The 12,885-nt window shown below is 69.7% G+C and carries 16 protein-coding genes; 9 read left to right on the plus strand and 7 right to left on the minus strand.

Annotated features, from left to right (window positions below):
- Nucleotides 1–97: 97 nt before the first annotated feature.
- A complete protein-coding gene (locus OG622_RS26575; RefSeq protein WP_371579127.1) occupies nt 98–610 on the plus strand; it encodes a YbjN domain-containing protein in 513 nt (170 codons plus the stop codon).
- On the opposite strand, the gene OG622_RS26580 is transcribed toward OG622_RS26575, so the two are convergent.
- A complete protein-coding gene (locus OG622_RS26580) occupies nt 558–1,451 on the minus strand; it encodes an AraC family transcriptional regulator (RefSeq protein ID WP_371579128.1) in 894 nt (297 codons plus the stop codon). The genes OG622_RS26575 and OG622_RS26580 overlap by 53 nt on opposite strands.
- 49 nt (nt 1,452–1,500) lie before the next feature.
- Here OG622_RS26580 and OG622_RS26585 point away from each other — a divergent pair, with 49 nt between their 5' ends.
- Nucleotides 1,501–1,968, plus strand: a complete 468-nt coding sequence (locus OG622_RS26585) for a DUF2000 family protein (RefSeq protein ID WP_371579129.1) — start codon at nt 1,501–1,503, stop codon at nt 1,966–1,968.
- 6 nt (nt 1,969–1,974) lie between these two features.
- Here the strand turns inward: OG622_RS26585 and OG622_RS26590 are convergent, their stop codons facing one another.
- Complete coding sequence (locus OG622_RS26590; RefSeq protein ID WP_371579130.1) at nt 1,975–3,411, minus strand: MDR family MFS transporter; 1,437 nt, start codon at nt 3,409–3,411, stop codon at nt 1,975–1,977.
- A gap of 174 nt (nt 3,412–3,585) precedes the next feature.
- Here OG622_RS26590 and OG622_RS26595 point away from each other — a divergent pair, with 174 nt between their 5' ends.
- Entirely contained in the window at nt 3,586–4,347 is a 762-nt protein-coding gene (locus OG622_RS26595; RefSeq protein WP_371579131.1) for a phosphoglyceromutase, read from the plus strand.
- A 74-nt stretch (nt 4,348–4,421) separates the two neighbouring features.
- On the opposite strand, the gene OG622_RS26600 is transcribed toward OG622_RS26595, so the two are convergent.
- Together OG622_RS26600 and OG622_RS26605 are read right to left on the minus strand one after the other, a co-directional pair.
- Complete coding sequence (locus OG622_RS26600; RefSeq protein WP_371579133.1) at nt 4,422–4,724, minus strand: hypothetical protein; 303 nt, start codon at nt 4,722–4,724, stop codon at nt 4,422–4,424.
- A gap of 113 nt (nt 4,725–4,837) precedes the next feature.
- A complete protein-coding gene (locus OG622_RS26605) occupies nt 4,838–5,086 on the minus strand; it encodes an SCO4226 family nickel-binding protein (RefSeq protein ID WP_371579135.1) in 249 nt (82 codons plus the stop codon).
- 220 nt (nt 5,087–5,306) lie between these two features.
- On the opposite strand from OG622_RS26605, the gene OG622_RS26610 reads away from it, so the two are divergent.
- Complete coding sequence (locus tag OG622_RS26610; protein WP_371579136.1) at nt 5,307–5,732, plus strand: hypothetical protein; 426 nt, start codon at nt 5,307–5,309, stop codon at nt 5,730–5,732.
- A 517-nt stretch (nt 5,733–6,249) separates the two neighbouring features.
- On the opposite strand, the gene phoU is transcribed toward OG622_RS26610, so the two are convergent.
- Nucleotides 6,250–6,939, minus strand: a complete 690-nt coding sequence (phoU, locus tag OG622_RS26615; RefSeq protein WP_371579137.1) for a phosphate signaling complex protein PhoU — start codon at nt 6,937–6,939, stop codon at nt 6,250–6,252.
- Between the two features lie 286 nt (nt 6,940–7,225).
- On the opposite strand from phoU, the gene OG622_RS26620 reads away from it, so the two are divergent.
- Together OG622_RS26620 and OG622_RS26625 are read left to right on the plus strand one after the other, a co-directional pair.
- A complete protein-coding gene (locus OG622_RS26620) occupies nt 7,226–8,482 on the plus strand; it encodes a sensor histidine kinase (RefSeq protein ID WP_371579138.1) in 1,257 nt (418 codons plus the stop codon).
- On the plus strand, nt 8,479–9,159 hold the full coding sequence (locus OG622_RS26625; RefSeq protein WP_046707143.1) for a response regulator transcription factor: 681 nt from the start codon (nt 8,479–8,481) through the stop codon (nt 9,157–9,159). Before OG622_RS26620 ends, OG622_RS26625 begins: the two co-directional genes overlap by 4 nt.
- A gap of 82 nt (nt 9,160–9,241) precedes the next feature.
- Here OG622_RS26625 and OG622_RS26630 read toward each other — a convergent pair whose 3' ends face one another.
- Nucleotides 9,242–9,937 carry a copper chaperone PCu(A)C gene (locus OG622_RS26630; protein ID WP_371579139.1) on the minus strand — a complete coding sequence of 232 codons (696 nt, stop codon included), beginning with the start codon at nt 9,935–9,937 and terminating at the stop codon, nt 9,242–9,244.
- Nucleotides 9,938–10,080: 143 nt separating this feature from the next.
- A complete protein-coding gene (locus OG622_RS26635) occupies nt 10,081–10,371 on the minus strand; it encodes a hypothetical protein (RefSeq protein WP_371579140.1) in 291 nt (96 codons plus the stop codon).
- 268 nt (nt 10,372–10,639) lie between these two features.
- Here OG622_RS26635 and OG622_RS26640 point away from each other — a divergent pair, with 268 nt between their 5' ends.
- The 3 genes from OG622_RS26640 (at nt 10,640) to ispF (ending at nt 12,752) form a co-directional block, all read left to right on the plus strand.
- Nucleotides 10,640–11,122 carry a CarD family transcriptional regulator gene (locus OG622_RS26640; protein ID WP_003953493.1) on the plus strand — a complete coding sequence of 161 codons (483 nt, stop codon included), beginning with the start codon at nt 10,640–10,642 and terminating at the stop codon, nt 11,120–11,122.
- 321 nt (nt 11,123–11,443) lie between these two features.
- Nucleotides 11,444–12,208, plus strand: a complete 765-nt coding sequence (gene ispD, locus OG622_RS26645; RefSeq protein WP_371579141.1) for a 2-C-methyl-D-erythritol 4-phosphate cytidylyltransferase — start codon at nt 11,444–11,446, stop codon at nt 12,206–12,208.
- Nucleotides 12,198–12,752 (plus strand): 2-C-methyl-D-erythritol 2,4-cyclodiphosphate synthase, encoded by a 555-nt coding sequence (gene ispF, locus OG622_RS26650; RefSeq protein WP_371579142.1) that lies wholly within the window; start codon nt 12,198–12,200, stop codon nt 12,750–12,752. The genes ispD and ispF overlap by 11 nt, the downstream gene beginning before the upstream one ends.
- The last annotated feature ends 133 nt before the right edge of the window (nt 12,753–12,885 follow it).

Consider the following 12,885-nt stretch of genomic DNA (forward strand, 5'->3'; position numbering starts at 1 on the left):
CATGGGTGAGCCGTCGGGCACTCGTCCTGGGCGAGCCGTCCGGCATGCGTCATGAGTGAGCCGTCGACCGGTCCGTACCGGCGGGTACGCTCGCCCCATGGCTGACGAAGCGTCGATCATCGAGCAGGTCCTCAACGAGGCCGAGCTGGAGTGGGAGAGCCCGGCACCCGGCAACTACGTCGTGAAACTCCCCGGCACCCGCAAGCTCTCGACGACCGTCTCCCTGATCGTCGGCCGGCACTCCCTCTCCCTCAACGCCTTCGTGATCCGCCATCCCGACGAGAACGAGGCGGGCGTCCACCGCTGGCTTCTGGAGCGCAACCTCAAGCTGTACGGCGTGAGTTACGCCGTCGACCCGCTCGGCGACGTCTACGTCACGGCCCGGCTGCCCCTCTCCGCCGTCACCCCCGACGGCATCGACGGCCTTCTCGGCCAGGTCCTGGAAGCGGCCGACGGCGCCTTCAACACCCTCCTCGAACTGGGCTTCGCCTCCGCGATCCGCAAGGAGTACGCGTGGCGCGTGTCCCGGGGGGAGTCGACCCGCAACCTGGACGCCTTCAGCCACCTGACCCGCCAGGCGGCCGACCGCTCCGATAGCGGCCAGGGGTGACACCCACCCACCGCCTGAAGTGCCGCGTCAGATGCGCCTGGTCGTAGAACCCGGCCACCGCCGCCGCCTCGCCAGGCCGCATCCCGTCCAGCAGCAGCCGCCTCGCCCGCTCCACCCGCCGGGACATCAGATACTGGTGCGGCGGGATCCCGAAGGCCGCCCCGAACGCCCGTACGAGATGGGCAGGGTGGGCGTGGACCGTCCCCGCGGCCTCCTCCAGTGTCACCCCGTCCGTGACCCGTTCGTCGAGGAGCTCACGCAGCCGATGGGCGACCGTGCGACCGCCGGGTGCCTGCGAGGGTGAACGCGCCGGCGGCCTGCGCAGATGCCCCCGCAGCCGCTCCCCGACGAGCGCCAGCCGGCTCTCCGCCTCCAGCTCGTCCCCCGGCCGCGCGAGCGCCGTGTGCAACTGCCCCACCCGCCGCCGCAGCAGGGGATCCCGCAGGTCGGGATCGTCCACCGCCGCCCCGATGAGACTCTCGTCCAGCGTGCTCGCGTCCAGGTCCAGGTACAACACCCGCTTGCGGAAGCCCACGTCCGTGACCGGCGCCCCGTTGTGCGGCACATACGGCGGCAGCAGCGAGACCGTGTCGTTCGGCGTCCCGTGCTCGTGCCGGTCCAACTCGTACCGCACGGCCCCGTCGTCGACGATCAGCAGCGTCCAGACGTCATGGACGTGCATCGGGTACGCGTACTCCGTGTAGTGCGCGTGGAACACCTCGACGATGCCGGGCACACGCGGCCGCCAGGCGGAGACCTCGCGCTGGGGGGACGACTGCCGCTCGGGAGGCCGCTGCCGTTGGGAAGGAAGCTCGGGCGACCACTGCCGCTGAGGGCACATGCAAAGAACGTACAAGACGGGGGCGTACGCCGGTCGGCAGTCTCATCCCATGAACCACGAGATCCCCGGCGAACCCGTCCCGGACCAGGCATCCGCCCAGGCCCCCGTCCGCTTCGACACGAAGATCGCCGTCCTCCTCCGCGACGACCTGGAGACCTGGCAACGCCTCAACGTCACGTCCTTCCTGGTCAGCGGCATCGGCCCGATGGTTCCGGAGGTGATCGGCGACCCGTACGAGGACGCCGACGGCACGGCCTACCTCCCCATGTTCCGTCAGCCGGTCCTCGTCTTCGAGGGAACGAAGGAGGTGCTGAAGACGGCCCATGCGCGTGTGCTGGCCCGGGCCCTTCCCCGCGCCGTCTTCACGTCCGACCTCTTCGCCACGGGCAACGACCGTGACAACCGCGCGGCCGTACGAGCCGTGGCGACGGGGGAGTTGGACCTGGTGGGACTGGCGGTGTACGGGCCGCGCAACGGGGTGGACAAGGTGGTGAAGGGGGCGCGAATGCATCCCTGACCCCGCTCAGACCGACCCGGTCCCGGCCTTGACCTCCGGGGCCGTACGAGCCTCCGCCTGCGGGGCCGTACGAGCCTCTGCCTCCCGGGCTGAACGGGCCTCTGCCTCCCGCGCCGTACGAACTTCCGCCCCCGCAGCCGGACCCACGACGGGCTCCCCGGCGACAACCTTCTGAGCGGCCTCCGCGTCCCCCTCCGCCTCTGCGTCCCCCTCAGAGTCCGCCCCCGCATCCGGTGTCGGCACCCGGCGCATCAACGCCCAGTACCCCACCCCCGCCACGGTCCCGATCACCGTGCACATCCCCCACAGCCACTCGGCGCCCCAACGGTCGATGACGACGCCGGACATCAGCGGAGCGACCAGCGCGGCGACGGACCACGACATCGTGTACATGCCCTGGTAGCGGCCGCGCCCCTGCGCGGGCGAGAGGCGGACGACGAGGCCGGTCTGGGTGGGCGCGTTGATGATCTCGGCGAGGGTCCAGACGCAGACGGTGAGGGTGAAGACCCCGATCGACCCGGCGAAGGCGGTGAGGCCGAAGCCGTACCCGGCGAGCACGGACGAGACGACGAGGAGCCGTCCCGGGTCCCGGTGCTCGATGAACCGGGTGACCGGGATCTGCAGGGCGACGATCAGCACCCCGTTGACGGCGATGGCGAGGCCGTAGTCGGCAGGCGTGAAGCCGGCCTCCCCCATCGCGACCGGCAGCCCCACGGACGCCTGCTGGAAGATCAGCGCGACAAGAAAGGAGAGCCCCACGACGCCCATGAACCGCCGGTCACGGACCACGGTCCCCAGCCCGACCGCATCCGTGCCGCCGGCCTTCCCCACCGCCGCCGTACCGCTCTCCGGTCGCGACTCCGGCAGCTTCAGGAAGACGAGGACGGCGCAGACCAGCGTCATTCCCCCTTCGATCAGGAACCCGGCGCGATAACTGACCTCGGCGATGAACCCGGCGGCCATGGAGGAGATGGCGAAACCGAGGTTGATGGCCCAGTAGTTGAGGGAGAACGCGCGGACGCGGTCCTCCGGCCGGACGATGTCCGCCATCATCGCCTGCACGGCCGGGCGGGACGCGTTGCTGGTCGCGCCGACGAGGAAGGCGACAGCGGCGATCGCGACGGGGTGCTGCACGAAGCCGAGGAGCGCGACCGACACGGCCGTCGACGCCTGCGCGATGAGCAGCGTGGGCCGCCGCCCGAGCCGGTCGGCCATGACACCGCCGCCGAGCGAGGAGATGACTCCGCCGAGGCCGTGCAGCGAGGCGACGAGCCCGGCGTACGAGGCGGAGTAGCCACGGTCCAGCGTCAGATACAGCGCCATGAAGGTGGCGACGAACGCGCCGAGCCGGTTCACCAGCGTGCTGGTCCACAGCCACCAGAACTCCCGGGGCAGCCCCGAGACGGACTCCCGGACGGCACGTCCGACAGCGACGAGTGGCATGGAGATCCCCCACGGACGTAAGCGGCTAAGGCGGTGAACACAACTTACGAACGTGCTCGGGACGCAAGCCACCCAATTAGCAACCCCAGTCAACTGTCAGCGCCTGGCGATGGGGCCTGTCCGCCTGTCGGCCAGGCGTGTGGTCGATCGGGGCCGTCGATTACGCTCGGAGCCATGGCCGACGCACCGCACAAGCTGATCCTCCTCCGCCACGGCGAGAGCGAGTGGAACGAGAAGAACCTGTTCACCGGCTGGGTGGACGTGAACCTCACTCCGAAGGGCGAGAAGGAGGCGACGCGCGGCGGCGAACTGCTCAAGGACGCCGGCCTGCTCCCGGACGTGCTCCACACCTCCCTCCAGAGGCGCGCCATCCGCACCGCGCAGCTGGCTCTCGAATCCGCCGACCGCCACTGGATCCCGGTCCACCGCAGCTGGCGCCTGAACGAGCGCCACTACGGCGCCCTCCAGGGCAAGGACAAGGCCCAGACGCTCGCCGAGTTCGGCGAGGAACAGTTCATGCTGTGGCGCCGCTCGTACGACACCCCGCCGCCCCCGCTCGCGGACGACTCCGAGTTCTCCCAGGCCGGCGACGCGCGCTACGCGACCATCCCGCCGGAGCTCCGCCCCCGCACGGAGTGCCTGAAGGACGTCGTCACCCGCATGCTCCCCTACTGGTACGACGGCATCGTCCCGGACCTCCTCGCCGGCCGCACGGTCCTCGTCGCCGCCCACGGCAACTCCCTGCGCGCCCTGGTGAAGCACCTCGACGACGTCTCCGACGCCGACATCGCGGGCCTGAACATCCCGACAGGCATCCCCCTCGCCTACGAACTCGACGCCGACTTCAAGCCCCTCACCCCCGGCGGCACCTACCTCGACCCGGACGCTGCCGCGGCTGCGATCGAGGCGGTCAGGAACCAGGGCAAGAAGAAGTAACCAGGCCGAACAAGAGCCCCTCACCCGCCAGGCAGTCGCGGGTGAGGGGCTTGTTGTGTGGGGTGGGGGAGGGGCTAGGTGGCGGCGCCGGTGATGTTCGGGGCGATGAAGCGGCGGTGCAGTGGGCTGAAGGTGGTCTCGGGGGCGCCCGGGAGGCCGGCCTTCTGGATCACGGGGGCGAGCCTTTCGGCGAAGAAGGTCTCGAACGCCTGCTGAGATGCCCAGACATCGGTGACGTGCAGCCCCTGATCGTCGAACCAGGCCACATGTACCTGGCCGCCGGCCGCCGGGACCCCCTCCCAGTCGACCGCGTCTCGCACCGTGTCGTACTGCTCCGGAGTTACCTCTGCCCAGAGCATCGACATCACTACAGCCATGCGCAAACCCCCGTCCACTACCGGTATCGGCATGGAGATGCTTCCATCCAGCGGGCTTCGCCGGACAGGGCGTGCGGAAGCGTGGCGGCTCCCGCCAGTCCGCCCTCGCACGCTCAGACCGCCAGGGGTACCGGGTGGATTTCGTCCGCCTTGTGGCCGGCGCGTTCGTGGATGCGTTGGACGGCTTCGGCCGAGGGGGCCTCGGACAGGCAGTAGACGGTGCCGGACTCAGGGTCGGCCCAGGCGCGTTCGAAGTGGACGTTCTCGTCCTTCTCTATGGCGAGGTCAGCCTTGTGCGCGGCCTGCAGCTGGTCGCCGGTTATGCCCTTCATCCCGTGGTGGACGTCCATGAACCTGGTCATGGCTTCGCACCTCCTTCCCTTTCTGCTGTTCTTTCTCTGCTCTCTGCTCTCTGCTCCCTGCCTTCATGCTGCGCCTGTATCGACGCGCGGGCGACCTGTTGAAGCGCTCATGGTGTCGAACAGGCGTGCACTAACGTCCCGTCATGCGTGGATTGAAGGTGTGGTTGTCGGCCGTCGGGATCGCGGCCCTCCTGGGGTCGCGGTCGTGAAGGGTGCGGCGTTGGCAATTCCCGAGGTGTCGTTCCTCATGGAGTACGGGTGCGGGGACGCGGAGGACCGGCTCGGTGAGGCGCTGGCCGGGGACGCCGTGCTGGACGACGGGCCGGACGGGGTCGGGGCGGGGGAGCCGTACGAGGGGTGCGACGACGACGATCTGTTCGTGGTCGCGGGGAAGTCGTACACGTACACGTACACGTATGACAAGGGGCAGGGCAGGGGCCGGGAGGGCGACGTCGTGGCGCACGAGAGTGCCCTCGCGCACTACCGGGATGTCGCGCAGGCCCACGGCTGGCGGTACCGGTCGAGCGGCTGCTTCGACAAGCGGATCGACGGGACCACCGCGTACCTGACCATCGGCGGGCCGACGGACGGGGCCCTCGACGTCGGGATCATCGCCACCCGCGAATACTCCGAGCCCTATTGCTGAACGCTCACCTAACGCTCCCCAGGAAACAGGACAGGGAACGCTCCCCAGCAGCAGGACAGGCGTGAAGGGGGCCCGTCGCGGGCGACAGGCCCCCTTCTTCCGCCCTCTTCCGCGTACGAAAGCGACCGCGTGCCGGTCAGCCGGTCAGCCGCACTGGCACGGGTTGCCGGACTGGCACCCGCACGCACATCCGGAGCCGCAGCCGCAGGCGCCGAAAAGGGGCAGGGTTTTGACGTCGGCGGGCTGATGGGTGTCCCGGACCTGTGTCGGGTCCGGGGTGCTGGGGCTGGCGGGGGATTCGGCCATGGTCCCTCCTCGAAGGCAGCGAGCGCGGCGAAGGCAGCCAGGACAGCGAAGGCTGGTGCCTGCGCCCATTGGTTGCCCCATTGCAGGCCCGTTCAGTCGGGCGCATCAACGGCGCACGGAGGCGTCCACACGCCCCGCCGCACCGGCAGGCGCCGGAGCCCCGCAACCGGAGCCCCGCACTCCTTGCCCTCCCCGCACCAGTCAGGGGGCCCTACGCCCCCTCCACCCCCGTGACCGGCTGGATGTCCGCCTGCAGCTCGTCCGCGTGCTCACCCGTCACCAGGTACACCACGCGCTTGGCGACGGACACCGCGTGGTCGGCGAAGCGCTCGTAGTAGCGGCCGAGGAGGGTGACGTCGACGGCGGTCTCGATGCCGTGCTTCCAGCGGTCGTCCATGAGGTGCTGGAAGAGGGTGCGGTGGAGGAGGTCCATCTCGTCGTCGTCACTCTCCAGCTGGAGCGCGAGGTCGACGTCCTTGGTGATGATGACCTCGGCGGCCTTCGCCATCAGGCGCTGCGCGAGCTGACCCATCTCCAGGATGGTGGCGTGGAGGTCACGCGGGACCGTGTGGTCGGGGAAGCGGAGCCGGGTCAGCTTGGCCACGTGCTGGGCGAGGTCGCCGGAGCGCTCCAGGTCGGCCGACATACGCAGCGACGTCACGACGATCCGGAGATCCGTCGCCACCGGCTGCTGCCTGGCCAGCAGGGCTATCGCGCGGGCCTCCAGGTCGTGCTGGAGGTCGTCGACCTTCTTGTCGGCCTCGATCACGCTCTCGGCCAGCTTCAGATCGGCGTCGAGCATCGCCGTTGTGGCGCGACCGATCGCCGACCCCACCAGTCGGGCCATCTCGACCAGGCCCTCACCGATCGAGTCAAGTTCCTCGTGGTACGCGTCCCGCATCAGGGTGTCCCTCTCTTACGTACGTCTGCTCGTGGGTAACCAGAAAAGCCGTCCCGGAAGCCGTTCCGCCAGGCCGGGACCGCCGAACGACCGAATGAACGGCGACAGTGAACGGTGACCGGGGGCCCGGACGAACCCCACGCTCCCACGTTGCGACCCGTACGCGTCTGTTTCAGCCATCCCAAATGAACCAATACTGGCTCCAAGGTGAACTCTGGGCGACGAGTGTTCGAGGTCGCCCTCCGATCGCTGTGGGGATGTCCGACCTCGTGCCTAACCTGGATGCATGGACGTGAACGCGGCAGTCGCCGCAGCGGCAGCGATCGCCGGAGTGCTCACCGGTGTCATCGCCATGCTGGCGTTCCGCGTCAGCGAGCGCGAGCAGAAGCGTCCGACCAGGACCTCCCTGCACACGGACGCGGTTCTGCCGCCCGGCGTCGACACAGTGCTGTCCGTGCTGCGCTCCTCCGCCGTCGTGCTCGACGAGGCCGACGCCGTCGTCAAGGCCAGCTCCGCCGCGTACGCCCTCGGGCTGGTGCGCGGGGGGAAACTCGCGGTCGAGCCGATGCTCAGGATGGCCCGCGACACCCGGCGGGACGGCGAGATACGACAGGTCGAGCTGGATCTGCCCCGGCGTGGCACGGGACGCGGGGAGGCGCTCGCCGTCTCCGCGCGCGTCGCCCCCCTGGGCTCCCGGCTCGTGCTGCTTCTCGTCGAGGACCTCACCGAGGCCCGCCGGACAGAGGCCGTACGACGTGACTTCGTCGCCAACGTCAGCCATGAGCTGAAGACGCCGGTCGGCGCCCTGTCGCTGCTCTCGGAGGCCGTCATGGGGGCGTCGGAGGACCCCGAGGCGGTGGAACGGTTCGCCGGGCGCATGCAGATAGAGGCCACCCGGCTCACCAACCTCGTGCAGGAGCTCATCGACCTCTCCCGGGTGCAGAACGACCATCCGCTGGAGGACGCCGAGCCCGTTCGGGTGGACGAGCTGGTCGCCGAGGCGGTCGACCGCTGCCGCCACCAGGCCGGCACCAAGCAGATCACCATGGCCGCCGGTGGCACCGCGGAGCTGCGTGTCTGGGGCCACCGCGGGCAGCTCGCCGCCGCCCTCGGCAACCTCGTCGAGAACGCCGTCAACTACTCCCCGGCCCGCACCCGCGTCGGCATAGCCGCGCGGCGGGTGGCCGCGCCCGGCGGGGAGCACATCGAGATCGCCGTGACCGACCAGGGCATCGGCATCTCGGAAAAGGACAAGGAGCGCGTCTTCGAGCGCTTCTACCGCGTGGACCCGGCCCGTTCCCGCCAGACCGGCGGTACGGGTCTCGGTCTCGCGATCGTCAAGCACGTGGCCGCCTCGCACGGCGGGGAGGTCACGGTGTGGAGCTCGGAAGGACAGGGCTCCACGTTTACCCTCAGGCTGCCGGAGGCGGGCTCGTCCCGTGACCGTGCGGCCCAGCACCCGGACCTCGACGTCGAGGACGGACAGCCTCACCCAGACCCATCCCCGTACGAACCGCTTCCCGCCCCGGAGGTCCTTCCGTGACCCGAGTGCTCGTCGTCGAGGACGAGGAGTCCTTCTCCGACGCCCTGTCCTACATGCTCCGCAAAGAGGGCTTCGAGGTCGCCATCGCGACCACCGGGCCCGACGGTCTCGACGAGTTCGAGCGCAACGGGGCCGACCTCGTTCTCCTCGACCTCATGCTGCCCGGTCTGCCGGGTACCGAGGTCTGCCGTCAGCTGCGCGGCCGTTCCAATGTCCCGGTGATCATGGTGACCGCCAAGGACAGCGAGATCGACAAGGTCGTGGGCCTGGAAATAGGAGCCGATGACTATGTCACCAAGCCCTTCTCCTCCCGCGAGCTCGTCGCCCGCATCCGGGCCGTACTGCGCCGCCGCGGCGAGCCCGAGGAGGTCAGCCCGGCCGCGCTGGAGGCGGGCCCCGTCCGTATGGACGTCGACCGTCACGTGGTCACTGTCTCGGGCTCCAAGGTCGACCTCCCGCTCAAGGAGTTCGACCTGCTCGAGATGCTGCTGCGCAACGCGGGCCGCGTCCTGACCCGCATGCAGCTCATCGACCGCGTCTGGGGCGCCGACTACGTCGGCGACACCAAGACCCTCGACGTCCACGTCAAGCGCCTCCGCGCCAAGATCGAACCGGACCCGGGCGCGCCGCGGTACCTGGTGACGGTGCGTGGGCTCGGCTACAAGTTCGAGCCGTAGGCCGGCGCTCACACCACCGCCGTACGCCCGAAGGGCGGCACCCCCTCCAGGGGTGCCGCCCTTCGGCGCAGGTGTACGGGCCTCAGTGGCCGGTGGTCTCCTCGGACGCCGAGGTGGACGGGGAGGCCGTCGAGCCCGCCGCGGTGCCCTCTTCCTCGGTGGTGCCCTCGCCGGTGGAGGGGGAGCCCGAGGTGGACGCGGACGGGGAGCCGGAGACCGACTCGGACGGGGAGGCGCTGGCGGCGGGGGCCTCGGGCACGTCGCTCGGGCCCCACTTCTCGAAGTAGTGCTCGGCGGGGACCACGAAGGCCCGCAGACTGACCTCGCCGGTCTCGCTGAAGGTGAAGGTGACCTTCTGGGCGTTGCCCTCCTTGACGGCGTCGGTGATGTCCGCCAGGACCGCGGAGGCGTTGTCCGCGCCGCCCAGGACCACGGAGCCGCCGGCCGGGACGACGACCTTGCCGCCCTTGCCCTCGCCCTTGGCCGGGGTGATCTCGACGGTGCCGGCGCCCTCCACGGTGATGGAGTCCAGGGTCTGGTCGGTCGTGGCGCCGTTGAACACCGTCGCGGAGACCACGGCGGGACCCTCGGTCTCGGTACCGGGCTGGGTGACCACGAGCGCGTTCTGGATCTTGATGTCGCCGACGCTGGTGGCCGCGTTGTCCGGCTTGACTCCCAGCGTCTGGGCGTTGTTGCCGGCGGCGCACGCGGCGAGTGAGGCGATCGAGAACGCGATGGCGGCGGCGGCGAGGGCGCCGCGTCGAAGGCTGCTGCTCACGGCGGCGGCAACTCCTAGAACGTGGGCGGTACGTGGTCGGTAGCGGCCTTAGGTTACCGAGCCGTTCCGCCGCCGCCGCACCCGACCCTCCCCAAGTCCCCGACAAGTACCCGACAAGTCACCGGAAGCAATTGGCGGACGCCTCACCCGCATGCCTGTCCGGCATTCACATAACCCCCATCGAACTCGCCGCCGCCGCGTCCTGGATTTCCGCCACGGAATGTGGGCCGGTACGGAAAATCGATCAGCCGCGGGAAGAGTCGCAGGAACAGCCGCGGGAAGAGTCGAGGGAAGGCATCCCGGAACGCCTGGCAGAAGACCGTCGGAACGCTGTCGGAACAGCGACAGAACACGATCCGGTAACGGCGGAACATCGCCCGGAGATCGAACTCCTTGATCAATTCCGGATTCGTCTCGTACCCGACTCCGCTCACCGAACGGAGTAGCGTAAGTCGCACACCCGGTGGAGGACAAAGTGGGACGTTCGGTCGCTCGTGGGGCCCTCCGGATGCGTGTAACGTACGCGTTTCACTCCGCCCGGAGAGCCGCTCCGACCTGCGGATACCCTCTTCCGTTCGGCCCCCGCAGCACGTTCCTCTTGCAGTTGTCAAGCCCCGAGATGCGCCCTGACCTGCGAAAACGCCATTCAGAACACGCCGTTTCCGTGTTACCCTGGATAGCCACGGAAGGGGTACCTGTCACATGACGTTCAAGGTTGGCGACACCGTGGTCTATCCCCATCACGGGGCCGCGCTGATTGAGGCCATCGAAACTCGCCAGATCAAAGGCGTGGACAAGACCTACTTGGTGCTCAAGGTCGCTCAGGGCGACCTGACGGTGCGTGTGCCAGCGGACAATGCGGAGTTCGTCGGCGTACGTGATGTGGTCGGTCAAGACGGCCTGGACCGGGTCTTCGAGGTGCTGCGTGCGCCGTATGCCGAGGAGCCCACGAACTGGTCGCGTCGCTACAAGGCAAATCTGGAGAAGCTCGCCTCCGGCGATGTCATCAAGGTCGCGGAAGTAGTGCGCGACCTGTGGCGTCGTGAGCGTGAGCGCGGACTGTCCGCCGGTGAGAAGCGCATGCTCGCCAAGGCACGCCAGATCCTCGTGAGCGAGCTCGCCCTCGCGGAGAACACGAACGAGGACAAGGCCGAGGCCCTGCTCGACGAGGTCCTCGCGTCCTGAACTGACTCCTGAGGCAGGCAGCCAGCCCGCTCAGCCGTTCAGCGCAGCACATCGCAAATGCCGCGGTGCCCGATGACGTATGTAATGTCGCCGGGCGCTGCGGCATGTTCGTGTCCGGATGCCGAACGCCTCAATGGTGACCCTGATACTCGGCGATACTTAACGTGCCCCGGTGCTCAAAGTACTGAGTACGCGTACTGGTGTGCCGGGCCCGGGCAGCTGGCTCGACCAGATGTCACGGAAGGGTCCGGTCAAGGTGTCGCGCCCGGCACGCTGTGGCCATACCCACGTAGGCCGAGCACACAAACCTGACAGGAACCGATGTCTGACGATTCGCGCCCTTCGCCTTCCGCAGCCGGTACGCCAACCCGTACGGCGGCCGTGATTCCGGCCGCCGGCCGGGGCGTACGCCTCGGTCCGGGCGCCCCCAAAGCGCTACGCGCGCTGAACGGCACTCCGATGCTGATCCACGCGGTGCGGGCCATGGCCGCGTCCCGCGCCGTCTCCCTGGTGATCGTCGTGGCGCCGCCCGACGGCGCCCCTGAGGTCAAGACCCTGCTCGACACGCACGCCCTGCCGGAGCGGACGGATTTCCTCGTCGTACCCGGAGGCGAGTCCCGCCAGGAGTCGGTGAAGCACGGGCTCGACGCGCTTCCGCCCGGCTACGACATCGTCCTCGTCCACGACGCGGCCCGTCCGCTCGTGCCCGTCGACACGGTCGACGCCGTCATCGAGGCCGTACGCGACGGGGCGCCCGCCGTGGTGCCCGCGCTGCCGCTCGCGGACACGGTCAAGGAGGTCGAGCCGGCGGACGCGCCGGGTGCGCCGGAGCCGGTCGTCGCCACGCCCGAGCGGGCGCGGCTGCGAGCCGTGCAGACACCGCAGGGGTTCGACCGGGAGACGCTGGTCCGGGCGCACGAGACGGTCACCGGGGAGGTGACCGACGACGCGAGCATGGTGGAGCGGCTCGGGCTGGGGGTCGTGGTCGTGCCGGGGCACGAGGAGGCGTTCAAGGTGACACGGCCACTGGATCTGGTGCTCGCGGAGGCGGTTCTGGCGCGCAGGAGGCTGAACGATGGGTTCTGAGAGCTCAGTGGGTTCCGGGCCCGCGCCGGTGCCGTCCGCGCCGGTGGCGTCCGTGCCGGGTTCCGTGGTGCTGCCGCAGGTCGGGATCGGTACCGACATCCACGCCTTCGAGGAAGGGCGGGAGCTGTGGTGCGCCGGACTGAAGTGGGAGGGGGAGGGGCCGGGGCTGGCCGGCCACTCCGACGCGGACGTCGTGGCGCACGCCGCCTGCAACGCGTTGTTCTCCGCCGCCGGGCTCGGTGATCTGGGCCGGCACTTCGGTACGGGTCGGCCCGAGTGGTCCGGGGCGTCCGGGGTGACGTTGCTGGCGGAGGCGGCGCGGATCGTGCGGGCCGCGGGGTTCGTCATCGGCAACGTGGCCGTGCAGGTGGTGGGTGACCGGCCGAAGATCGGCAAGCGGAGGGACGAGGCGCAGAAGGTGCTTTCGGACGTCGTGGGGGCGCCGGTCTCGGTGTCCGGGGCGACCACGGACGGGCTGGGGTTCCCGGGGCGGGGCGAGGGGTTGATGGCGATCGCCACGGCGCTCGTCGTGCGCGTGGGCTGAGTCGCGCGGTTCCCGTTCCCCTTGGCGCGCGGTTCACCGCGCCCCTTCGGGGGCGCTGTTGTCGCCGGACGTCACGGATGTGCTGTTCTCGGGGGGAAAGGCTGGGGGCACAGCCGCTGGCCCACTACCCTTG

The organism is Streptomyces sp. NBC_01314 (assembly GCF_041435215.1).
GTDB lineage: Bacteria > Actinomycetota > Actinomycetes > Streptomycetales > Streptomycetaceae > Streptomyces.